Here is a 22,298-nt window from a genome sequence, read left to right on the forward strand (position 1 = left end):
GGACGTGGTCGACTCCGCGGGTCGCAGCGCGGACACCGCCGGCGAGTTGCTCGACGCCTACGCGCCGATCGCCGGGCAGGCCGCTCCCCTCGCCTCGCAGTTCGTCGAGGAACTCAGCCCCGAGGAGGTGCATGCCGCCATTTCGATGCTCGATCAGTTCCCCGAACTGGCCGACCACATGCGTTCCCTCATGCCGATCCTCGGCACCCTGCAGTCCGTGGCTCCCGAGATCCACGAACTGCTCGGCGTCGCCAAGGACGTGCGCCACGCGATCGTCGGGGTGCCCGGCTTCAATTTCCTGCGACGCCGCGGGGAAGACAAGGAAGACGACTGACGATCAGGCGCGATAGCCGTCGGTTCCCGCTCGGCTGAGCACGAGTCGCGACAGCACCGCCCGCGACGACAGTTTCAGCAACGCATCGACGATCTCGACGACATCGCCCACCTCGAGCATCTCGTTCGCCGGGATCTTCTCCTTGATCCAGTCCGACATGTCGGTGTCGACGTATGCCGGGGCGATCGACGACGCGCAGATCCCGTTGCCCGATTCCTCCGCGTTGAGGGTTTCCACGAGGGAGATCAACGCGGCCTTCGTCGCGCCGTAGACAGACAGCCCTGCTTCCGAGAAGACACCGGTGATCGACGACAATGCAATAACTTTCGCACCTCGGTCGGGTTCGGCTGCGGCTGCGGCGCGCAGCAGCGGCAGCGACGCCTGCAGCAACGCGAACGGGGCGGCCAGGTTCACCGCGAGGGTCTTGTCGAATCGTCGCATCGGAAATTCGGCGATGGTACCCGACGTCCCGACACCGGCGTTGAGGACCAGCGCCCGCATCGTCCCGAATGCTTCCTCGTGGGCACCGACGATCTGCGCGGCCGCGGACGGGTCCGCGAGATCCACGGTGACCACCCGCACCTCGGGCGCGCCGATCCCTCGCAACCGCGCGGCGACCTCCTCGAGCCGCTCCGGGTCGCGTGCAGTGACGGTCAGCCCGTAGCCCCTGTTCGGCGAGGCGGGTGGCGACCCCCAGTCCGATACCGCGGGACGCCCCGGTGACGAGCGCGCTACGAGTGCTCATGCTGCGTGTCCTTTCAGGGCCGCGAGGCCCGCCGCGACGAAGGCCGGAACGGAGTCGCCGGCCTTGTCGAAGCCGTCACCGACGGTCGCACCGACTCGCCAGCGGTGGTTGATGCCCTCGGCGATCACGGCGAGTTTGAAGTTCGCCAGGGCGAGATAGAAGTCCCAGTGCGCGATATCGCGTCCGGTGGCGACCGCGTACATCTGGGCGAGGTCGTCGGTGGACGGTAGCCGCGGACTGGTCCACGCGGCGGGCATGCCGAGCACCAGGTCGAGCGCAGGATTGCGGTACACGCACATCATCGCGAGGTCGGTGAAGGGGTCGCCGAGCGTTGCCATCTCCCAGTCGACCACGGCGACAACCTCTCCCACATCGCTCGGGGAGAGGATGGTGTTGTCGATACGATAGTCGCCGTGGACGATCGACGGTGCGGGTGATTCGGGGATTGCTTCGACGAGTGCCGCGTGCAATCGGTCGATGTCGGGGAGATCGCGGGTCTTGACGCGCTCCCACTGCCCCGCCCACAGCTTCACCTGTCGGGTCACGTAGCCGCCTGGTCGCCCGAACTCACCGAGCCCGACGGCGCGGTAGTCGACGTTGTGCAACTCGGCGATCACACGCACCAGCTCGCCCGTGCACAAGGCGATTTCGTCGGCAGAGAGGGTGTCGAGATCGTCCTTGCTGCGGATCACTCGGCCGGGCACGCGGGCCACGATGCTGAATGGTGCACCCATTACCGTGTCGTCCTCGCACAACGCGACGGTGTGCGCGACCGGAACGGCGGAGTCCTGCAGAGCGTGCGCGACCCGGTATTCGCGGGCCACGTCGTGCGCCGACGGGGTGAGTCCGGAGGTCGGGGGACGACGCAGAACCCAGTCGGAGGCACCGTCGGTGATGCCGTAGGTGAGGTTCGATTTGCCCCCGGAAATCAGCTCTGCGCTGAGCTCACCGGCGACAGCAACACCCGAGTGTTCCAGAAATCGCTGCAGTGCAGTCAGATCCAGGCCCTCATGGCGAACAGCCGTCACGACTGCACCCCCCGTGCTGCTGCCGCCTTGCGTGCAGCGCCGATCGTGCGCTTGGCGATGGCCCAGCGATGCACCTCGGACGGCCCGTCGTACACGCGGAACGGGCGGACTTCACGAGACAGACGCGCGAGCGGCAGATCTTCGGACACACCGAGCCCTCCGCACATCTGAACGGAGCGGTCCACGATGCGGAAAATCGCTTCGGCTGCAAACGTTTTGGCGATAGATGTCTCGTTCGCAGCGTGTGATCCGGCGTCGAGCGCCCAGCACGCCTGTACCAGCAGTGCCCGGGTGGCGGCGATGTCGATCTCGTTGTCGGCGACCATCTTCTGGATCATACCGAGATCCCCGAGTCGGGAGCCGAAACCTTCGCGTTCGGCGACGTAGCCGACTGCGATATCGTGGCCGCGGCGGGCGGCACCGAGCCACCGCATCACGTGTGTCATGCGGGCCGGTCCGAGCCGGACCTGTGCGTACGCGAAACCCTGGTCGACCTCACCGAGTACCGCCGAATCCGGAACGACGACGTCCTCGAAGGACACCTCGCAGTGGCCGCCGATCATCGACTTGTCGAGGGTGTTGATGTGCCTGCCGACGGTCAGTCCCGGAGTATCGGCGGGGGCGAGGAACATCGTGGCGCCGCCTCGCTGCCCGGGCTCACCGGAGGTGCGGGCCATGATGATGAAGAATCCGGCTCCGTCGGCGCCGGTGATGAAGTGCTTGAGCCCATTGATCTTCCATCCGCCCGGGGCCTTCTCGGCTCGGGTCCGCAACGCGTTGGGGTCGGCGCCCGCACCGGGGGCAGGCTCGGTCATGGCGAACGCGGATCGCACGTCGCCGGACGCGAGCGGCGCCAGGAACTGCCGCTTCTGCTCGTCGGTCGCGATGTGAGCGAGCATGTGCATGTTGCCCTCGTCGGGGGCTGCGATGTTCAGCGCGGTCGGCCCGAACAGGGAGTATCCTGCGGCCTCGAAGACGGGTGCCCGGTTGACCATGCCCAGTCCGTGTCCGCCGTATTCGACCGACACGTGCGGGGCGAAGACGCCGGCGTCCTTGGCTGCCTTCTGGAGTTCGACGCGGGCGGTCTCGCCGCCGGCCGCGGCGATATCGCCGCCGTGTGCGTCCTCGACGGGCAGCACCACGTCCCGGATGAACTCCTCGGTCTTCACCACCAGTTCGGTCACCCGGTCCGGATACGACAAGTCGACTGCCATCACCACTCCTCCCATAAACCGACCGATCGATCGCTCGGTACTGAATACCGTGGCACACCCGACTGGTGAGGGTCAACCCCGACCGGCGGTTACCGCACGCCGACCGAACTACGCGCGATCGTCAGATACCGCTCGACGATCTCGTCGGGCGACTGCGGCCCGCCCGCCCGGTACCAACTCGCCACGGCCACGCACATGGTCGTCACTGCCCGGCTCGCATCCTCCGGATAGGGCGTGCCGAACGCCCCCGTCGTTACCCCCTCGCGGACGATCTCGTCGATCATGCGTTGTTGACTGTCGCGCAGCGCGACGAAGGCCGCCCGACTCTCCGGTTCCATACTGCGCATCTCCGTGGATGCCACAAAAGCTTCGTTGCGGCGGAACATGTGGAAGCGCAGCAGCGATTCGACGACCGCGTCGAACTTCTCCGACGGACTCGGCCCCGCCTCGGCGAACGCACGGCGACTGCGATCGAGCAGATCGTTCATCACGGTCGTCGTCAACGACACCAGCAGCGCCTGCTTGGACGGATAGTGATGATAGAGACCGGGGACCGAGAGCCCTGCCCGCGCCGCGACCTCGCGGATCGACGTGCCGTCGTAGCCGCGCTCGGCGAACGCCTCGAGCGCGGCCGCCAGTGGCTTCGGTAGCACCGCCGGTTCGTACGTGCGCCACGAGCCGGTGCTGCCGGCGTCGAAATCCTCTCGGGTGCCCATGAGATACCACCGTAGGCGACGCCGGAGCACCCCTGATCGACATGAACGCGCAAGCCGCAACCCGCCGATCTCCTATCCGATACAGTGAGTAACTGTAACTTGCGTCACGAAAGGTTCGGCAAAATGATCCACGTTCAGCACAGCGCCGTCGCCGCGATTCCCCTCGACATTGCATTCGCCTACGTGGACGACCATCGCACCGTCCCCGAATGGATGTTCGGGATCAGCCGGTTCGAGCCGGTCGGCGCGCAGGTCAGCGGACTCGGCGCGCTCTTCGACGCCACCATGCGCATCGGACCGAAGAGCCTCGATTCCCGCGTCGAGGTCGTTGCGTGGGAACGCGATCGCACCATCGTGCTGAGTGCGGTCTCGGGCTTTCGCACGTCGTCGAGCTGGAGCTTCACCGACCTCGGCGACGGACACTCCCGGCTCGACGTCGACTTCGGATACGAACTTCCCGGCGGTCTCGCCGGGCGCGCGCTGGGCATGCTCATCGAACCGGCGGTCGGCACCGCCGTCCCCCAGACCGAGCAGGCGCTGCGCGCACGGCTCGGACAGCTGGCCTGATCAGAAGTTGCCGCGCGCGGCCTGCTCCCGCTCGATCGCCTCGAACAGTGCCTTGAAGTTGCCCTTGCCGAAGCCCAGCGACCCGTGCCGTTCGATCAGTTCGAAGAACACCGTCGGGCGGTCACCGATCGGTGTGGTGAAGATCTGCAGCAGATAGCCGTCCTCGTCGCGGTCGACGAGGATCCCCCGCCGCTGCAATTCGCCGATCGGCACCCGCACCTCCCCGATCCGGGCACGTAGTTCCGGGTCCTCGTAGTAGGCGGATGGGGTCGCGAGGAACTCGACGCCGTCGTCCCGCATCCGATCGACCGCTGCGAGGATGTCACCGGTCGCCAGCGCCAGATGTTGCACGCCGGGGCCACGGTGGAACTCGAGGAATTCGTCGATCTGGGATCGCTTCTTGCCGACGGCCGGTTCGTTGAGCGGGATTTTGATCCGATGGTTGCCGCTGCACACCACCTTGCTCATCAGTGCGGAGTACTCGGTGGCGATGTCGTCGCCGACGAACTCGGCCATGTTCGCGAAACCCATTACCCGGTTGTAGAATTCGACCCACGTGTCCATCCGGCCGATCTCGACATTGCCGACGACGTGATCGAGTGCCTGGAAGAGAGTGTGCGGTGCCCGCCTGCGGTAGGCGGAGGCCTTCGCGACGTATCCGGGCAGATAGGGGCCGCCGTATCGTGAACGGTCGACCAGCGTGTGACGGGTCTGCCCGTACGTCGCAACGGCGGCGAGTCGCACCGTGCCGTGTTCGTCGGCAATCTCGTGTGGACCGTCGAGGATCGTTGCGCCGCAATGACGTGCATGCTCGATACACCGGTCGACGTCGGGAACCTGAAGTGCGATGTCGACGACCCCGTCGCCGTGCACGCGATGCTGCTCCGCGAGGAGACTATCCGGATCGACCGCACCTTCGACAACGAATCGTACTGCGCCACTGATAAGTACATACGAATGGCGGTCTCGGTTCCCGGTTACCGGACCGGAGTAGGCAACCAGATCCATGCCGTACGCGGACTGGAGATAGTGCGCGGTCTGCGTCGCATTCCCGACAACCCACACCACGGCGTCCCACCCTTCGACGGGGAACGGGTCGCGGTCTGAATCATATTCGACGAGACCGACCAACCGGCGCAGCGTCTCGGCGTCGAGCCGGGCACGCCGCTCACTGTCGGTCAGTATGTATTCGAGCGTCATGGCGGAGTCCTCCTTCGGCGACGACCGGGTGTCACCGTGCGGCCTGCATTCCCAGGAGACCGCGTGATCAGGAACTGCGCAATCCCGTGTCACGGAGGTGGTCGAACTGCCCGGAACTGGGGGCGAAAGCGCAATTCAGCTATACAATCGGTACAGTTTCGCCCGCGATCGGGAGGACATGACCGTGCGCGCACCCGTGCAATTGGACGAACTCGACTTCGCACTGCTCCAGGCCATCCACGCCGAACCGAAAGCCGGAGCACTCGAACTGTCCCGGACACTCGAGGTCGCCCGCGCCACCGTCTCCGCACGCCTGCGCCGACTCGAGGAATCGGGTCTCGTCGCCGGATACGAACCACACATCGACTTGGCCGCAGCCGGATTCGAGGTACACGCATTCGTGACGATGGAGATCGCGCAGGGCGCCCTCGAAGCGGTTTCCGGGGAACTCGACGCGATCCCCGGCGTCCTCGAAGCGTTTGTGACCACCGGCTCCGGCGACATCCTCTGCCGTATCGCGGCAATGTCCCACCAGGGCCTGCAGGACACACTCATCGAACTGAACCGGTCATCGGTGATCACTCGGTCGACGAGCGTGATCGTCTTGTCCGAATTGGTGCCGTACCGGACGATGCCGTTGTTACGCACCCTGCAACCTGCCGGGTCCGCGAAAGCGCCGGCCTACCGGCGGCCGCGATGAATCCGCTGCCGCCGGCAGGCCGGTCATGTGCGGAACACAGCAGACCCGGGTCCGTGCTCACCCCTCCGCGAGCACGAACCATGACGGGTACCAACTCTGCTCTGTTCCCCGCTGATCAGCGGTACGAGTAGTCCGTGTACGAGGGGATGTCGTTCACCGCGGACATTGCGGCGGCGAAGACCGCAATCCACAGCACGATCCCGACAACCATGAACACCGCCCATACGATCAGCGCGATCTTGCCGAGCTTCTTCGTCCGGTCCGATGCTGCCTGAGAACCGGTGAAATCACCTGCGGCCCATAGGGGATACACCTTCGACGAGTGCGAGAACGCCGAGAACGCCAACGGCCAGAAGAAGATGATCGTCGCGATCGCCCAGCCCTTGTTGTCCGGCGGCATCACCGGAAGGGACTGCTGTGCGGGACCGCCGATCTGGTATCCGGGCTGCGGGTATCCGGGCTGCGGGTATCCGGGCTGCGGCATCTGCGGAACGTGGTGGGTCATTCTTACTCCGTTGCTCGTATCGACTGTGGCGAGCGCAGCGACGGGGAACCGCCTGGACAGCTGGATCCCCCTGTGAACCCGTCTGACGATGAGAGGAGCCCCGGCGATGAAATGTTCCCGGCTGTCGACATTGCCTTCCACGCCTGTCGTATGTGCTCCCACGATGATTCGGTGCGACCGCCGGTGAAGTCGCGAACGTCTGCCATGAACAACAAACTAGAAGGCTTCGAATTTCGGGACGGCATACTGGCTCGATAACTGGGGTTATCGATCGTGAACTCTCCCGCAACCTCGGCGGCATCGACGATCTAATCGTTCCGTTCCCGGTCTTCACGAATCGAGCCGTCTCATGAGCAGCCCGCACCAGCCTGATCCCCGCATCCAGCCGCCGTACCCGAACCACGCGCCGCAGCAGCCGGGCGGATGGCAGCCCGCCGGATTCCCGCCGGCGCAGCAGCCGAAGAAGAAGCGAAGGTGGCCGTGGATCGTCGGCGGGATCGCCGCGGTCTTCGTCGTCGCCTCGATCGCCGGCGGCGGGGAGGAGAAGCCGACGGGATCTGCGGGTGCAGGTTCCGACAGTCCGGCCGGAGTCGCGGATGCACCGCCCGCTCCGGTGCCCGATGATGCGCCTGCCGCGATGAACACCCCGGTCCGTGACGGCAAGTTCGAGTTCGTCGTGACCGGCGTGGAGGCGGGCCTGACGTCGCTGGGTGACAATCCTTTCCTCGCCGAGGATGCACAGGGACAGTTCGTGGTCGTCACTATGACCGTCACCAACGTCTCCGACGCGCCGAAGGGCCTGAGCCCGAGTGATCAGAAGCTGATCGATGCACAGGGCCGCGAGTTCGGCCCTGATTCGTCGGCTGCGCTGAATCTCGATACGGATGTGGCGTTCTGGGACGAGATCAACCCTGGCAACACCGTATCGATGCCCGTCGTATTCGACATGCCCGCCGACGCGGTACCAGCCGCGATCGAACTGCACGACTCCATGTTCTCCGGTGGAGTGACCGTTTCCCTTCGATAGTCGCCCGGTGTGCCGTTGTGGACCCTCCAACAGCCACAAAGGCACACCGGTCGAAAGGACCTCCGATGACCGACAACAACACACCCGCCGGCTGGTACCCACAACCCGATGGCAGCCAACGCTTCTGGAACGGATCGGCATGGCTCGACCTGCCCGATCCCACCGCGTCCGCCGTCGCACCGAAACGCACGATCCCGAAGAAGCCGATCATCATCGGTCTCGTCGTCGTGGCCCTCGCCGCCGGAGGAGGCACGGTGGCGTGGAAGGTCAACCACGACGCTCAGGTCGCGGCGCAGGTCGCCGCCGCGGAGGAAGCCGCGAATCGCGAAGCCGAGCGCATCGCGACGGAGAAGGCAGAGCAGGAAAGCCGCGATGCCGCCGAACGACTGTCCAGGTCGCTGAGTGTCGCCCAGATCGAATCGAGCATCGAGACGATGGCGAACGAACATGTGAACAAGGGTATGTTCGACGGGCCGGTCCTCAACGTCAGTTGCTCACCGACCAACGGAGGATCCACCGACAATCTCACCGAAACCACCACGGTGTTCGAATGTTTCGTTGCCACCGAGGAGGTGGGGGACGGACGCATGCGCGGCTACACCTACCACGCGACCATGAACTGGTCGACCGAGAAGTTCACCTACGGGTTCGGCGCACCGTAGCAGCCGGATGATGGACGACCCGTCGGCCGGGCAGTGTGAGTCGCCGCCACGCGGGGAACAACGCGCCGACGACAACACCCCGAATCGAAAACACCGGAGTTTGACCTTCACGTTGGTTGAAGTTCGATGATGGCCGGGTGCACACTTCTGATCTGATGTCCATCGGGGCGTTCGCCGAACTGACCGGCCTGACCCCCAGCGCCCTGCGGTTCTATGCCGACTCCTCGCTACTCCTCCCCGCCGAGACGGACCCGGTGTCGGCGTATCGCCGCTACCACCCCGATCAGGTGCCGCGCGCGACGATGCTCCGCCGGCTCCGGGAAATTGCGATGCCGCTGAACTCGGTGAGGGCCGTGCTCGACGCGGAACCCGCCGAGGCGGCCCGGTTGGTCGACGAGCACATCACCACGGTTCTCGACGAGGCCGCCGCCGCACGACGAACCGCGGCACGCCTCACCGCGGCGCTCACCGACGCGCCCGGCACGACGATCGCCGTGCTGAAGGGACCGGTACTGGCCGATGCGATCGAGCAGGTGTCGACCGCGACGACACGGAACCCGGCGATGCCGGTCCTCGACGGCATCCACCTGGAAGCCGGACCGCAGGCCGTCACATTGACCGCGACCGATCGGTACCGGCTTTCGACGCGCACACTGGTGCCAGAGAAGCCCATATCGGCGACCTGGTCCGCGACCGTCGACGCCGGTGATCTGCGATCCGCGGTATCCGAGGTGCGGCGCAGCACGCTGGTACGCATCGATGCGTCGACGCACGGAATCCGGCTGCGACTCACCGACCGTGACGATCAGCATTGCGGGTTCGTGGCCGAACCGTTCCCCGACTACCGCGCGATGCTCGCGGGCACGCCCGCGCCGTCCACTCATGTGACGGTCTCGAAACACCTGCTGTTGCGCGCGTTGGAGGACGGCTCCGGTGACCTGTTCGGGCTGACCGTGACCGACCGGGTTCCCGACTTCGTCGGGGCCGACGGGCAGTCACTCGGCTCGCTCGAGGCCGCAGCGACCGGGGACGATATTCGGATCACGTTCCAGCTCACCACGTTCTATCCCGCGATCAGCACCGCGATCGGCCCCGATGTACTGCTCGACCTTCGGGGGGAGGGTCAGCCCGTGACGGTCCGGTCCGCCGACCGCGGTGACCTCACAACACTCGCAATGCCCGTTCGCCCCGACGACTTTGCCTGACGCATCCCCGAGGAGTAGTCGATGACCATGACCCACCCTGACCCGATCATGATTGCGATCACCCACGCGGTCGCCGACGGTCGGGCCGGCGACACCACGTCGGCCCGGACGAAACTGCAGACACTGTGGTCCGAGATCGGTGTCCTCGGCGATCCGTTGCACCGGTGCACACTCGCACACTATCTTGCAGACCTCTACGCCGATGCAGCCCAGGCTCTTACGTGGGACGTGCGCGCCCTGGATGCCGCGCAGGCGGTGACCGAGCAACGCGTGCAGCAGCACGACACGTCTCTGCACATCGCGGGCTTCGCGCCGTCGTTGCATCTGAATCTCGCGGACAACTACCGCCGACTCCGCTCTTTCGAGGCTGCTGCAGAACACATCTCGGCTGCCCGCGAGCATACGGCGGATCTGCCGAGCGGGCCGTACGGCGACACCATCCGCACCGCGATCGCCGAAGTAGCCGACGCGATCATCCGGAAGGACTGCACGCCACGCGCTTCCGCGCCCGGCACTTCCGGGTGACACCTCGCATGTTCAGCGGTGCACCACGCCGAGGATCCGCCGCGACATGTGCGCCATACCTGCGGCATTCGGGTGCAGCGGGCTCGACGACGGTCCCGCCTCGCGCCCCTCGAACCACCGTTGACCGGGAGCGGCGCACGCGTCGTGTCCTTCCACCCCCGTGGTGACATCGACGAATTCGACGCCGGCGGTGACTGCCGCCGTCGCGAGGACACCGTTCATCATCCCGAAGAAGCCCTTGGCCCACACGGCGTCGGCGTCGCTGACCGGAAGGTTCGGCCAGCATCCGTGATCGCCGACGATGCCACCGTGCCCGACGAGCACGACGCGCGCGGTGGGCGCTTTCGCCCGGATCGCGACGAGTGTCGACCACACCTTCGGGCCGAGTCCCGCGAGCGCCGACATTGCCCGGTCCGTGACCGCCGGATCGTTGCGGCAGCCGGCATCACCGCCGGGTGTGGTGGTGTAGCACGGGGAAATTATTGTGGGCCAGGCAATGTCGTTTCCGCCGATGCTGAGGGTCACGAGTGTGGTGTCCGCCGGCATTCGCTCGAGCTGTGGCGGAACCGGCCCCGCCGACGTCGGTTGCGGTGTGGTCGTCACGTGTTCGGTGCGAGCTCCGGTACACGACAGGTTGAGGTACGATGCGGCGCCCGCGCCCTGCGCGACGAGGCCCGGATAGCCGAGATCCGAGCGTTGACACCCGCCGGTTCGGGCGGCCGCATCGAGTGATGGTCCGGCGGCCCGGGAATCCCCCAGGGCGACGTACCGCACGCCGCCGGAGGCGGGGGCAGCCCCGACGGTCGCAGGAAGCGCGATCGAGACGGCGGCTGTCATCGCGACGACGGCGGCGCGAACTCCAACATGCATTCTCATGATCAACAGTATCGGCGACAACCGCGGTGACGGCGGGGAGATCGAGGGCCGCGTTTCCTGCGTTACGGAACGACGGGGTGGGCGTCCGGCTCCGCTTCGCAGCCGGACTGCCCTCGTCAACGAGCCACGATCCCCGATGCCACTTCGCTCCTGATCACACGCTCGAGCAGTTTGCCGGACGCATTGCGGGGCAAGGTGTCGACGTGCTGACCGGGCACTTGTAGTGCGCAAGCCGAGTCCTGGCGTAGTCGACGACGTCGGCTTCGGTGACAGCGGTACCCGGCATGGCTACGACGACGGCATCCGGAGACTCCCCCATCGTGCCGAAGGCACGCCGAGCATTTCGCTGCCCTACGCAGCTATCTCGCCACGACCGCCACGCATGGCATCGACGGACTCGACGCCCTCATCCACCTCGCAATCGGCGAACTGATGTGGGCAGCACAAGAAGTGATCGCAGCAGCCAACTCCGCCGCGATGTTCTTCCACATGGGCCCACCCATGCACTTGGTCCCGGTCGCCGAAGGTACCGACACCCAGAAGCGCTGGACAATCCACGCATTCGCCGAACACCGGGTCGACACAATGGCACTGACCGAATCCGAAGCTGAACCCGAAGCCGGGTCCGACATCGGCGCCGACCGCACCAAAGCCATCGAACAACCCGACGGAACCTGGCACATCGAGGGCGTGAAGCGATTCGTCTCCGGCGGCAGGTGCGGGTGGCCGCACGGAGTTTCGCCTTCCGGCTACCCGACCCTGGTCAAGGACCTGAGGAAGAACGCGAGGTTGGCGGGACGTTCGGCGAGGCGGCGCATGAAGTAGCCGTACCACTGCTGTCCGTAGGGTAGGTAGACCCGCAGGTGCTGCTGGCCGGCGACGAGCCGGAGTTGTTCGGTGTCGCGGATGCCGTAGAGCATCTGGAGTTCGAATTCGTCGGCGGTGCGGCCCTTTGACTCGGCGAAGTGCAGCGCCGCATTGACCATCGCCGGGTCGTGGGACGCGACCATCGGGTAGCCCTGACCGTTCATCAGGATCCGCAGGCACCGAAGGTACGCCGCGTCGACCGCGGTCTTCCCCTGGTACGCAACCGAGGCAGGTTCCTTGTAGGCGCCCTTACACAACCGGATTCGCGATCCGGGGCCGGACAGGTCCTTGCAATCGGTCTCGGTGCGTTTCAGGTAGGCCTGCAAGACCGTGCCGAGCGACGGGAATTCCTCGCGGAGTTCGCGCACGATCGACAACGTCGAGTCGGTGGTGGTGTGGTCTTCGGCGTCCACGGTCACCCACGCGCCGGCCTCCTCTGCGGCGGTACAGATCTTGTGGGCGTTCTCGAGGGCGATCTTGTGTCCGTCTCGGGGCAGGAGCTGCCCTAGCGCCGAGAGCTTGAGCGATACCTCCACATTGCGCACGTGGGAGGGCGGGAAGGCCACCGTGTCCTTCTCACCGTTCTGTGTGAACTCGGACAGGGGCGACAGCAGAGCGAGGTAGTGCGAGACCGTGTTGGTGGCCTGCGCGAGGTCGGTGGTGTCCTCGCCGAGGTGGTCGATGGTGATGTATCGGCCGGAGTCCAAAATCGAGGTGGCCGCGGCCACGGCCTGGTCCTCGGTTTCGCCGGCGACGAACCGGTCGACGAGGTTGCGGGTCACCGGGATCTTGGTGACGGTGCGTTCCATGCGGGGAGAGCGGGCTGCGGCCAGCAGGGCGGGACGCAGCAGGGCGGACAGTGCCATCAGATGTCCTGGTGCGGGTAGCGGTGGTCGGTGGCGGGAACGAAGGTTTCCTTGATGGTGCGGGTGGAGGCCCAGCGCAGCAGGTTCTGCGGGGAGCCGGCCTTGTCGTTGGTGCCCGAGGCTCGGGCGCCACCGAACGGCTGCTGGCCGACGACGGCGCCGGTGGGCTTGTCGTTGATGTAGAAGTTGCCGGCGGCGAACCGCAGGTCGTCGGTGGCCTTGGCGATTGCGGCGCGGTCGTCGGCGATGATCGACCCGGTCAGCGCGTACGCGGAGCCCTTGTCGACGAGGTCGAGGACCTTCTCGAACGATCCGGCGGCGGAGTCGTCGTAGACGTGCACGGACAGGATGGGCCCGAAGTACTCGGTGCGGAACGCGTCGTCGGTGGGGTCGTCACCGAGGAGCACGGTGGGGTCGACGAAGTAGCCGACGCTGTCGTCGACGTGGCCGCCAGCGGCGATGGTCAGGCTGGGGGTGGCCTTGGCGCGGGCGATGGCGTCGGCGTTGCGGTCGAAGGCCCGCTTGTCGATGACGGCGCCACCGAAGTTCGAGAAGTCTGTGACGTCAACATATTTCAGCGTCGACGCCTTGTCGATGAAGTCGTCACCCATTTTCGCCCACACCGACTTCGGGACGAACGCGCGGGAGGCGGCGGAGCACTTCTGACCCTGGTAGTCGAACGCGCCGCGGAGCAGCGCGGTGGTCAGGGTGTCGGGGTTCGCGGAGGAGTGCGCGAGGACGAAGTCCTTGCCGCCGGTCTCGCCGACCAGTCGAGGGTATGAGTGGTAGTTCGAGATGTTGTTGCCGACCTGCTGCCACAGGTGCTGGAACGTGGCGGTGGAACCGGTGAAGTGGATTCCGGCGAGGCGGGTGTCGGCGAGAACGACGTCGGAGACCGCGGCGCCGGAGCCGTTGACGAGGTTGATCACACCGGGCGGCAGTCCGGCGGCCTCGAGCAACTTCATCGTCCAGTACGCGGCAACGGCCTGCGTCTGCGACGGTTTCCACACCACCGTGTTCCCCATCAGTGCGGGCGCGGTCGGCAGGTTGCCGGCGATGGCGGTGAAGTTGAACGGGGTGATCGCGTACACGAAGCCCTCGAGCGAGCGGTACTCGAGCTTGTTCCACACGCCGGGGGAGGAGATCGGCTGGTCGGCGAGGATCTGGCGGGCGAAATGAACGTTGAACCGCCAGAAGTCGATCAGTTCGCACGGGGTGTCGATCTCGGCCTGGTACGCGGTTTTCGACTGTCCGAGCATGGTTGCGGCGGCGAGGGTTTCGCGCCAGGGCCCGGACAGCAGGTCGGCTGCGCGCAGGAACACCGCCGCCCGGTCTTCGAACGCGAGTGCCCGCCAGGCCGGGGCTGCGGCGGTGGCCGCGGCGACCGCGTCCTGTATGTCCTGTGCGCCTGCGTTGGCGAAAGTGCCCAGGACGGCGGCGTGCCGGTGTGGCTGGACGACATCGACGGCGGGGGTGTTGCCGCGCCGGTGCTGCCCGCCGATCACGTGGTGGATCTCCGTCGGATTCGACCCGAGTTCGGCCAACTTCGCCTGCAGCCGCGCCCGCTCCGCACTGCCCGGCGCGAACGACCCCACCGGCTCGTTGACGGGCTGCGGGGTGGTGATGATGGCGTCCATATAAACCTCCTACGGGATGTGGCGGCGAAGTCGGCCGCCGCAACGAACTAGCCGTAGTCAACACCAGCTCGGCGACAAAAGAATGAGCCAGTCGAACAAATCTCTATTATGTCAGTTGTACTATCAGCCAACTGATCGTGTCATCCCGAAGTGGAGATGGTCCCGTGAATTCTGATGGCGGAACCAATGGGGGTTCAACTGATTCGTCCGGCCGTGCCACCGGAAGCATCACGCTGCGTGAGCTTCTCAGCGTCCTCGACACCTCGGTCGTCGAACTGGTCGACGCGCCGGCCGGCACCGAGATCGCGCTGTCGTCCGTCGCACTCGTCGACAGTTCCGATCTGGCCGCCGAGACCGATTCGCAATTTCCGCTGTCGGACCTGTACCTGCACGTCGGGATCGGCACGACGGCGGCCGTGCGCTGGTTCGACGACATTGCCCTCCGCCCGCCCGAGCGCCGGATGCGTGCGGTGATGTCCAAGAATGCGGCCACCACGACGGTACTGCAGGCAGCGGCGCGCCGTGCCGGCGTCGCGTTGGTGGCGGTGCACCCGAAGGCCCGCTGGGACCACGTATTCCCGCTGGTGCGGCGCATGCTGGACCGCTCGCGCCGCAGCACGGGCCTGGATGATCCGGATTTGGTCGCCACCGACACCGACCTGTTCGGGTTGGCGCAGATCGTCGCGCAGAACGCCGGCGGCATGGTGTCGATCGAGGACGCGCAGTCGCACGTGCTGGCCTATTCCGCCTCTGACGAGGCCGCGGACGAGTTGCGGACGCTGTCGATCCTCGGCCGCGAAGGACCTCGTGAATACCTGCGGGCACTGCAGCAGTGGGGAGTTTTCGACCGCCTCCGCAGCAGCGACGAGGTCATCGACGTACCCGCCCACCGCAAGCTCGGCACGAAGCGGCGACTGGTGGTCGGCATCCGGCAGTCCTCCGAGGACGCCACGTCATCGGCGCGCACGCTCGGGTCCATCTGGCTGCAACAGGGGGTGGCGCCGTTCGCCGAGGACGCCGAGGACGTGCTGCGCGGCGCGTCCGCGATCGCCGCGCGGATCATCTCCCGCAGTCTCAATGCGCCGTCCACGGAGGGGCTGCTGATCCAGCGGCTGTTCGGGGTCCGCGGGGGTGGCGTGGACGTCCCGTCCGTGGTCAATGCCCTGAACCTGCCTGCGACCGGGCCCGCGGCGGTCGTCGGTTTCGCTGTTGGCGCCACCGATGCCACCGGTGCCGGCCTTAGCGAACTGGGCAGCATGTTGCGCCTGCAGGCCAGTTCCTTTCGCCGCGACTCCGTCGCCACGATTGTCGGTGAACGCGCCTACGTGTTGCTCCCGCGCTACACCAGCCCGAAGTCGGTGACCACCTGGACTCGGCAACTCGTCGAGCAGTTCGAGGCGAAACGGTCGGTCGTGCTCCGGGCGGCGATCGCGATCCCGGTACCCGATCTGGGGCAGGTCGCGGGAGCGCGGGTGGAGGTCGATCGTGTTCTCGACGGCACCGCCGCGACCTTTCCGGAGGGCCGGGTGACCACCCTCGCGGAATCCCGCACCGCGGTGCTGCTCGGCGAGATCCTCGATCTCGTCGACGGACATCCCGAACTCCACGACCCGCGGTTGGACGCCCTGTTCGAGTACGACCGCAAGCACGCGTCGAACCTGTGCGAGAGCGCGGAGAGCTACCTTGCTCATTACGGCGATGTTCGCGGCGCCGCAACCGTTTTGCAGGTGCATCCGAATACCCTGCGCTATCGCATCCGCCGCGTCGAAGAGATTGTCGGGGTCGACTTGCAAGACGCCTCCGATCGCCTGCTCCTCGAACTACAGCTCACCCTGCGCCTACGGAAAGAAGGGGGCACGCCGACCGCCTGAGCATGGCGACCTCCGTAGCCTCCGCCTTGGCGAGCAGGCCAAAAAGTCGCCGCTCTTTTCAAACGGCTGACCCAATACTTCACAGGGGATGTCCCGGTTAACTATTCGCCACGGGTTCGTGGCAATGGGGCCGCGCTCGACAACCTTTCGGCGAAGGAATGGTGAGCTCACGGTGAGCATGTCGATAGAGTCCGATGCACGCGAGAAGTCGCTTCGGTTCGCGTCTCAGGTCGAGAAGTTCGACGATGTGCGTTCGGCGTTCTTCCGCCATGCAGCCCAGGACGACACCGTGGCGGCGGACTCCACCGTGCGCCAGCACCTGGATCTGGCCGCCCACCGCGCGCCTGCCGCCGATCTGGTCGCCTTCCTTCCCTCCGACCTCGACGCGCGCACCGATCCCGCGCTGGTCGTCGTCACCGACGACATGCCGCTGCTGGTCGACGCCTTGACCGCCGTCGTCGAGTCGATGGGCGCTCCGATCTCCCGCCTCCTTCATCCGGTGCTCTCCGCGATCCGGACGCCCGAGGGCGAACTGGTGGACCTCGAGCGCGGCAGCAATACCGGCGAGCCGATCGCCGAATCGTGGATGCGCATCGAATTCGTCTCGGCGCCGAGCGGGAAGGTCCGTGACCGCATCATCGGCTCGGTACGGCACACACTGCTGACGCTGCGCCAGATCACCGCCGACCAGTCTGCGATGGCCGACCGGCAGCGCGAGGTCGTTGCCGCGGTGAAGCGGATCGAGACAACCGGGGCGGCGGTCCCGTGGAGCCCGCAGGAGCTCGGGGACACCGCCGACCTCCTCGATTGGCTCCGGGCCGGGAACTTCACGTTCCTCGGATACCAGTACTGCACCGCCGACGGCGCCGGCCGGAGCCTCGGTCTGGTCCGCGCCACCGACGGCTACCACCACGCTCTGCCGGAGTGGACTCCCGGCCGGACGCCCTCCGTGATCACCGTCGCAAAGGCGCCGGAGTTCCCGAGCGCGGCCCAGGGCCTGCATCCCCACATGATCTCGGTCGCCGACTTCAACGGCAGCGCCGTCGCCGGCGAGCACCGATTCATCGGACTGTTCACCGTCACCGCACTGCACGAGAACGTCCTCGACATCCCGGTCCTGGCCCGCCGGGCCAGGGATGTGATCGCCCGGGCCGGCTACCGGCTCGAATCGCACTCCGGTCAGGCGTTACTCGAGATCATCCAGGACCATCCGCGCCCGGAACTGTTCGCCATCGACGACGACGACCTCTATCGCACCGTGGTCGCGGTGCTCGGCGCCGCCGCTCACCAGCAACTGCTGTTGTTCCTGCGCCCGCGAACCGGTCAGGGGATGATCTCCGCGCTCGTCTACCTCCCCCGCGACCGGTACACCACCGGCGTGCGGATCGCCATGCAGAACCTACTGCTCGGCGAGTTCCCCGGATCGAGCATCGATCACACGGTGCGCGTCACCGAAAACCCAATGGCACTGGTGTGTTTCACGATCCGCACCGAAAAAGACACCGCGATCGACCCGGACTTCGACTGGGGCGCCACCCGGGCGAGGGTCCAGCAGCGCCTGACGGCAGTGAGCCGCACCTGGGACGACGAACTTCACGACGTTCTGTGCGGCGAAGGCGGAGCCCGCACCGCGCTCGGTGCGCACTACGCCGCGCGCCTGCCCGAGTCCTACAAGCAGGACTTCAACCCTCGCCGCGGGGCCGCCGATCTCGCCCGGCTCGAGAACCTCGACGCACACGGCATCGACGTCCGGATCTATCCGCGCCGCACCGGGGAACACACCGAGCTGCGTTGCACGCTCTACGTTGCCGGGGTGCGAATCTCGCTGAGCGAGGTTCTGCCCATCCTGCACAGCCTCGGTGTGGACGTCCTCGACGAGCGTCCCTACCCGGTCGTCCGCCCGGACGGGTTGTCGACGTGGATCTACGATTTCGGGCTGCACCACCCGCGGACGCTGGCCGATCTGACCGCCACCGGCGCCGACGCCGGAACCGCGCAGGGCGGGAGGGACGGCCTCGCGACACGGTTCTGCGACACGTTCGTCGCTGCCTGGTCCGGCCAGGCCGAAGTCGATTCGTTCAACACCCTCGTTCCCCGCGCCGGCCTGACCTGGTCGGAGACCGCCCTGCTCCGGGCGTACGCGAAGTACTTGCGTCAGGCCGGCTTCGTGCACAGCACCGAACGCATCGCGAGCGTGCTGGCCGAGCATCCGCGCACCGTCCGGGCCCTCGTGCAGCTTTTCGCCGCCCGACTCGACCCCGACCGCGCCGACACCGAGAACGCGGAATCGCTGACCGGACAGATCACCGAGGCGATCGACGAGGTCGTCAGCCTCGAAGCCGACCGCATCCTGCGCGCCTACCTCAACCTGCTGCACGCCACCGTGCGCACCAACTACTACCGACGCGGCAACGCTCAGGTCCATTCGTCGAGCGCTCTGGCGCTCAAGTTCGAACCCGCCGCGTTGACCGAATTACCGCAGCCACGACCGCGGTTCGAGATCTTCGTGTATTCACCCGAGGTCGAGGGTACGCACCTGCGCTTCGGGCTCGTCGCCCGCGGCGGCCTGCGCTGGTCCGACCGGATCGAGGACTTCCGCACCGAGATCCTCGGGCTGGTCAAGGCACAGGCAGTGAAGAACGCAGTCATCGTCCCGGTCGGCGCCAAGGGCGGCTTCGTCGTCAAACGACCACCTGCCTCCACCGGCGACGCCGACGCTGACCGCGATGCCTTGCGCTCCAGTGGAATCGACTGCTACCGCGCGTTCATCGGAGCCCTGCTCGATGTCACCGACAACGTCACCCCCGCTACCGGCGACCTGGTGCCGCCGCTGTCGGTGGTGCGCCGCGACGGCGACGATCCCTATTTGGTGGTCGCCGCAGACAAGGGCACCGCGACCTTCTCCGACGAAGCCAACACCGTCGCGCAGCGATACGGGTTCTGGCTCGGCGACGCCTTCGCCTCGGGCGGCTCGGTGGGCTACGACCACAAGGCCATGGGCATCACCGCCAAGGGCGCGTGGGAAAGCGTGAAGCGGCATTTCCGGGAAATGGGAATCGACACCCAGACCGAGGACTTCACCGCTGTCGGTGTCGGCGACATGAGCGGTGACGTCTTCGGTAACGGCATGCTGCTCAGCGAGCGCATCCGGCTCGTCGCCGCGTTCGATCACCGGCACATCTTCCTCGATCCCGAGCCCGATGCGGCCGGCTCGTACCGGGAGCGGCGCCGGTTGTTCGAACTGCCGCGCTCATCCTGGGACGACTACGACCGGTCGCTGATCAGTGCTGGGGGAGGGATTTTCGAACGGACCGCCAAATCCATTCCCCTCTCCGACCCGATCCGCGAAGCCCTCGGTGTGACACCCGACGTCGCGCGACTGTCCGGGCAAGATATGGTTGCCGCGATCCTGCGCGCACCGGTTGATCTGCTGTGGAACGGCGGCATCGGAACCTACGTCAAATCGTCCGGTGAATCCCATCTCGACGTGGGGGACAAGGCTAACGACGGAGTCCGAGTCGACGCCCGGCAGGTGCGCGCCAAGGTGATCGGCGAGGGCGGCAACCTCGGGGTCACCGCCCTCGGCCGCATCGAATTCGCCCGACACGGCGGACGCATCAACACCGACGCGCTCGACAACTCCGCAGGGGTCAACTGCTCGGACCACGAGGTCAACATCAAGATCCTGCTCGACGGGCTCGTCTCCACCGGACGACTGGACGCGGCCGGGCGCGACAGCCTGCTGCGGTCGATGACCGGCGACGTCGAAGACCTCGTGCTCGCCGACAACATCGCGCAGAACGACCTGCTCGGTACCTGCCGCGCCACCGCCGCGAGCCGGGTACGTGTGCACGCCAGGCAGATCCGGGCCCTCGCTGCCGGGCGCGACCTCGACCGCACGCTCGAAGCGCTCCCGACAGACGAGGAACTCGAGCGGCGGGAGAAGCGCGGCACGGGGCTGACCTCGCCCGAACTGGCCACCCTCACCGCCCACGTGAAACTTGCCCTGAAGGCGGAACTGCTCGCCAGTGACCTGCCCGACGGTGATGCCTTCACGGGCCGGCTACTGCACTACTTCCCCGAGCGACTCCGACGCGAATACGGCGATGCCATACTCGACCACCGCCTCAGACGAGAGATCATCGCCACCGTCGTCACCAACGAGGTCGTCGACACCGGCGGCGTCACCTATGTCTTCCGGCTCGGTGAGGACCTCGGTGCGTCGAGCACCGACGCGGTCCGCGCCTACGCCGCCGCAAGTGCAATAGTCGGTCTCCCGGAACTGGTCCGGCAGATCCGCACGGGCGCGCCGAACACCGCCGTCTCCGATCTCATGATGACCGAGGTACGTCGACTGCTCGACCGGGTGTCGCGGTGGCTGCTCAACCACCGTCCGCAACCGATCGCGATCGGCGCCGAGATCGCCCGCTACGGCCGGGCGGTCGAGCACCTGATGCCGAATGTTCCCGGGTGGTTGCAGGGCCCGGACGCCGCCGTCGTCCGTGCCCGCGCGACCGAGCTGACCACGCTCGGCGCCCACTCCGACCAGGCCACCGCCGTTGTCAGCCTGCTGCACGGTTTCTGCGCAATGGACATCATCGACATCGCAGACCTCGAGGACCGTGACGTCGACGAGGTCGGCGAACTGTACTACACGCTCAACGCCCACCTGAGCGTCGACTACCTGCTGACCGCGATCTCGGGACTCGACGACACCAACCGTTGGAATGCTCTCGCCCGGCTGGCCCTGCGCGACGACGTCTACAGCTCCGTGCGCCTGCTGACCGTGGACGCCCTGTCCGGATCGTCCCCGAACGAGACCGCCGCGGCGAAGATCACCTACTGGGAAGCAACCAACACCTCACGGCTGACCCGCGCCCGGGCCATCCTGGCCGAGATCTTCGCGTCCAACCTCGCCGACCTGGCCACCCTGTCGGTGGCCGCCCGGCAAGTGCGGACCATGGTCGGCCGCTCCCGGCCGCAGCAGCCCACGAACTGACGACGAAGACAATCCGGTCACGACGCCAAGCCGGCCAAGCCGGCAAAGCGTGGATCCTGGACAAGAAGTGTGCCACCACGGGTTGGCACCGCGATCATGCCCGCAAGAGCACTGCGCGGCGCCCGGCGACCGCAGATGATCCGCCCCCGGCCTCCGTGACCATCGAAGTACGACCCGAACGTCATTGCCGCGCTGATCTTCTGCTGGGCAGTGTTGGGAATGCAGGGACGGCAAGCGGCTCGCTCCGGTCCTGAGCGAGCTGATATCGCGACTGCGGCACAAAGAATGTGCCCCCTGAACTGCGATGATTGATGTTCTTCACGCAAGAATCAGTCCAGCTCGAGAACGGCACTTCCAGTGCAAGTGTCCCGCGCGTTCAACGCCGAGTCCGCGCTGTTCGACGACGACAACATCGTCTCGTACGGTGGCCTGATACCGGTGATGGCCTTGGCGCAGCAGACATGCCTGTCCGACCGAGTGTATGCACCGTCAACCATCGGAACATCGCTGCGCGAGTTCACATTCGGACACGCCCGTCAACTCGAATCTAGTGCTACGTGCACATTTGATCGCACTGACGAACCGGGCGGAGTTGCTACCCGGTCGTGAAAGACAGATCTATCTCGACATCGATTCGCTGCTCCGCCCGGTCTACGGGTCGGCGGTGCGCGCCTGCCTCGACGCGGTTGCGCGCATCGCGCACGTCGCACTCGGCCGTCCGCGATCCGGCTGAGGAACTCTCGCGTGAGCAGTG

17 protein-coding genes and 3 pseudogenes are annotated in these 22,298 nt (G+C 66.5%); 11 read left to right on the top strand and 9 right to left on the bottom strand.

Going from position 1 to position 22,298, the window contains the following annotated elements; translation table 11 throughout:
• Positions 1–334, top strand: a pseudogene (locus WAX14_RS00470) (ribulose 1,5-bisphosphate carboxylase large subunit); the annotation flags it as partial.
• A gap of 3 nt (positions 335–337) precedes the next feature.
• Here the strand turns inward: WAX14_RS00470 and WAX14_RS00475 are convergent.
• The 4 genes and pseudogenes from WAX14_RS00475 to WAX14_RS00490 all read right to left on the bottom strand — a co-directional run bounded on the left by WAX14_RS00475 (position 338) and on the right by WAX14_RS00490 (position 4,037).
• Positions 338–1,079 (bottom strand): annotated as a pseudogene (locus WAX14_RS00475) (SDR family NAD(P)-dependent oxidoreductase).
• Complete coding sequence (locus WAX14_RS00480; protein ID WP_422626135.1) at positions 1,076–2,107, bottom strand: phosphotransferase family protein; 1,032 nt, start codon at positions 2,105–2,107, stop codon at positions 1,076–1,078. Before WAX14_RS00480 ends, WAX14_RS00475 begins: the two are co-directional and overlap by 4 nt.
• Positions 2,104–3,321, bottom strand: coding sequence for an acyl-CoA dehydrogenase family protein (locus WAX14_RS00485; protein WP_422626136.1), 1,218 nt, complete (start codon positions 3,319–3,321; stop codon positions 2,104–2,106). Before WAX14_RS00485 ends, WAX14_RS00480 begins: the two co-directional genes overlap by 4 nt.
• 89 nt (positions 3,322–3,410) lie before the next feature.
• Entirely contained in the window at positions 3,411–4,037 is a 627-nt protein-coding gene (locus WAX14_RS00490) for a TetR/AcrR family transcriptional regulator (RefSeq protein ID WP_422626137.1), read from the bottom strand.
• 123 nt (positions 4,038–4,160) lie between these two features.
• On the opposite strand from WAX14_RS00490, the gene WAX14_RS00495 reads away from it, so the two are divergent.
• Positions 4,161–4,604, top strand: a complete 444-nt coding sequence (locus tag WAX14_RS00495; protein ID WP_422626138.1) for an SRPBCC family protein — start codon at positions 4,161–4,163, stop codon at positions 4,602–4,604.
• Here WAX14_RS00495 and hppD read toward each other — a convergent pair whose 3' ends face one another.
• Positions 4,605–5,804 carry a 4-hydroxyphenylpyruvate dioxygenase gene (gene hppD / locus WAX14_RS00500; RefSeq protein WP_422626139.1) on the bottom strand — a complete coding sequence of 400 codons (1,200 nt, stop codon included), beginning with the start codon at positions 5,802–5,804 and terminating at the stop codon, positions 4,605–4,607.
• A 184-nt stretch (positions 5,805–5,988) separates the two neighbouring features.
• On the opposite strand from hppD, the gene WAX14_RS00505 reads away from it, so the two are divergent.
• The gene (locus WAX14_RS00505) at positions 5,989–6,504 is read left to right on the top strand and encodes an Lrp/AsnC family transcriptional regulator (protein ID WP_422626140.1); all 516 of its coding nucleotides are present in this window, start codon (positions 5,989–5,991) and stop codon (positions 6,502–6,504) included.
• Between the two features lie 115 nt (positions 6,505–6,619).
• Here the strand turns inward: WAX14_RS00505 and WAX14_RS00510 are convergent, their stop codons facing one another.
• The gene (locus WAX14_RS00510) at positions 6,620–7,009 is read right to left on the bottom strand and encodes a CD225/dispanin family protein (RefSeq protein WP_422626141.1); all 390 of its coding nucleotides are present in this window, start codon (positions 7,007–7,009) and stop codon (positions 6,620–6,622) included.
• Positions 7,010–7,358: 349 nt separating this feature from the next.
• Between WAX14_RS00510 and WAX14_RS00515 the strand changes: the two genes are divergently transcribed.
• The 4 genes from WAX14_RS00515 (at position 7,359) to WAX14_RS00530 (ending at position 10,428) form a co-directional block, all read left to right on the top strand.
• Positions 7,359–8,036 carry a DUF4352 domain-containing protein gene (locus WAX14_RS00515; RefSeq protein ID WP_422626142.1) on the top strand — a complete coding sequence of 226 codons (678 nt, stop codon included), beginning with the start codon at positions 7,359–7,361 and terminating at the stop codon, positions 8,034–8,036.
• A 65-nt stretch (positions 8,037–8,101) separates the two neighbouring features.
• Positions 8,102–8,698, top strand: coding sequence for a DUF2510 domain-containing protein (locus WAX14_RS00520; protein ID WP_422626143.1), 597 nt, complete (start codon positions 8,102–8,104; stop codon positions 8,696–8,698).
• 137 nt (positions 8,699–8,835) lie between these two features.
• A complete protein-coding gene (locus WAX14_RS00525; RefSeq protein WP_422626144.1) occupies positions 8,836–9,903 on the top strand; it encodes a MerR family transcriptional regulator in 1,068 nt (355 codons plus the stop codon).
• A gap of 27 nt (positions 9,904–9,930) precedes the next feature.
• Complete coding sequence (locus WAX14_RS00530) at positions 9,931–10,428, top strand: hypothetical protein (protein WP_422626188.1); 498 nt, start codon at positions 9,931–9,933, stop codon at positions 10,426–10,428.
• A 12-nt stretch (positions 10,429–10,440) separates the two neighbouring features.
• On the opposite strand, the gene WAX14_RS00535 is transcribed toward WAX14_RS00530, so the two are convergent.
• On the bottom strand, positions 10,441–11,304 hold the full coding sequence (locus tag WAX14_RS00535; RefSeq protein ID WP_422626145.1) for an SGNH/GDSL hydrolase family protein: 864 nt from the start codon (positions 11,302–11,304) through the stop codon (positions 10,441–10,443).
• Positions 11,305–11,736: 432 nt separating this feature from the next.
• Here WAX14_RS00535 and WAX14_RS00540 point away from each other — a divergent pair, with 432 nt between their 5' ends.
• Positions 11,737–12,129, top strand: coding sequence for a hypothetical protein (locus WAX14_RS00540; protein ID WP_422626146.1), 393 nt, complete (start codon positions 11,737–11,739; stop codon positions 12,127–12,129).
• Here the strand turns inward: WAX14_RS00540 and WAX14_RS00545 are convergent.
• Both WAX14_RS00545 and pruA read right to left on the bottom strand, forming a co-directional pair.
• The gene (locus tag WAX14_RS00545) at positions 12,054–13,037 is read right to left on the bottom strand and encodes a proline dehydrogenase family protein (protein WP_422626147.1); all 984 of its coding nucleotides are present in this window, start codon (positions 13,035–13,037) and stop codon (positions 12,054–12,056) included. The two genes, WAX14_RS00540 and WAX14_RS00545, sit on opposite strands and share 76 nt — an antisense overlap.
• The gene (gene pruA, locus WAX14_RS00550; RefSeq protein ID WP_422626148.1) at positions 13,037–14,674 is read right to left on the bottom strand and encodes an L-glutamate gamma-semialdehyde dehydrogenase; all 1,638 of its coding nucleotides are present in this window, start codon (positions 14,672–14,674) and stop codon (positions 13,037–13,039) included. The genes WAX14_RS00545 and pruA overlap by 1 nt, the downstream gene beginning before the upstream one ends.
• A gap of 164 nt (positions 14,675–14,838) precedes the next feature.
• Between pruA and WAX14_RS00555 the strand changes: the two genes are divergently transcribed.
• The 3 genes and pseudogenes from WAX14_RS00555 to WAX14_RS00565 form a co-directional block, all read left to right on the top strand.
• Positions 14,839–16,545 carry a PucR family transcriptional regulator gene (locus WAX14_RS00555; protein WP_422626149.1) on the top strand — a complete coding sequence of 569 codons (1,707 nt, stop codon included), beginning with the start codon at positions 14,839–14,841 and terminating at the stop codon, positions 16,543–16,545.
• Between the two features lie 178 nt (positions 16,546–16,723).
• Positions 16,724–21,544 carry an NAD-glutamate dehydrogenase gene (locus tag WAX14_RS00560; RefSeq protein WP_422626189.1) on the top strand — a complete coding sequence of 1,607 codons (4,821 nt, stop codon included), beginning with the start codon at positions 16,724–16,726 and terminating at the stop codon, positions 21,542–21,544.
• A gap of 357 nt (positions 21,545–21,901) precedes the next feature.
• A pseudogene (locus WAX14_RS00565) lies at positions 21,902–22,244 on the top strand (IS1380 family transposase); the annotation flags it as partial.
• Between the last annotated feature and the right edge of the window lie 54 nt (positions 22,245–22,298).

Origin of the sequence: Rhodococcus sp. (in: high G+C Gram-positive bacteria), from assembly GCF_049299235.1 — a bacterium.
Classification (GTDB): domain Bacteria; phylum Actinomycetota; class Actinomycetes; order Mycobacteriales; family Mycobacteriaceae; genus Rhodococcus.

Excerpts from the sequence above, each read along its gene's own strand:
- WAX14_RS00485 (WP_422626136.1), bottom strand. The coding sequence starts at position 3,321 with ATGGCAGTCGACTTGTCGTATCCGGACCGGGTGACCGAACTGGTGGTG.
- WAX14_RS00490 (WP_422626137.1), bottom strand. The coding sequence starts at position 4,037 with ATGGGCACCCGAGAGGATTTCGACGCCGGCAGCACCGGCTCGTGGCGC.
- WAX14_RS00495 (WP_422626138.1), top strand. The coding sequence starts at position 4,161 with ATGATCCACGTTCAGCACAGCGCCGTCGCCGCGATTCCCCTCGACATT.
- hppD (WP_422626139.1), bottom strand. The coding sequence starts at position 5,804 with ATGACGCTCGAATACATACTGACCGACAGTGAGCGGCGTGCCCGGCTC.
- WAX14_RS00510 (WP_422626141.1), bottom strand. The coding sequence starts at position 7,009 with ATGACCCACCACGTTCCGCAGATGCCGCAGCCCGGATACCCGCAGCCC.
- WAX14_RS00515 (WP_422626142.1), top strand. The coding sequence starts at position 7,359 with ATGAGCAGCCCGCACCAGCCTGATCCCCGCATCCAGCCGCCGTACCCG.
- WAX14_RS00520 (WP_422626143.1), top strand. The coding sequence starts at position 8,102 with ATGACCGACAACAACACACCCGCCGGCTGGTACCCACAACCCGATGGC.
- WAX14_RS00530 (WP_422626188.1), top strand. The coding sequence starts at position 9,931 with ATGACCCACCCTGACCCGATCATGATTGCGATCACCCACGCGGTCGCC.
- WAX14_RS00535 (WP_422626145.1), bottom strand. The coding sequence starts at position 11,304 with ATGAGAATGCATGTTGGAGTTCGCGCCGCCGTCGTCGCGATGACAGCC.
- WAX14_RS00540 (WP_422626146.1), top strand. The coding sequence starts at position 11,737 with ATGTGGGCAGCACAAGAAGTGATCGCAGCAGCCAACTCCGCCGCGATG.
- WAX14_RS00545 (WP_422626147.1), bottom strand. The coding sequence starts at position 13,037 with ATGGCACTGTCCGCCCTGCTGCGTCCCGCCCTGCTGGCCGCAGCCCGC.
- pruA (WP_422626148.1), bottom strand. The coding sequence starts at position 14,674 with ATGGACGCCATCATCACCACCCCGCAGCCCGTCAACGAGCCGGTGGGG.
- WAX14_RS00560 (WP_422626189.1), top strand. The coding sequence starts at position 16,724 with ATGTCGATAGAGTCCGATGCACGCGAGAAGTCGCTTCGGTTCGCGTCT.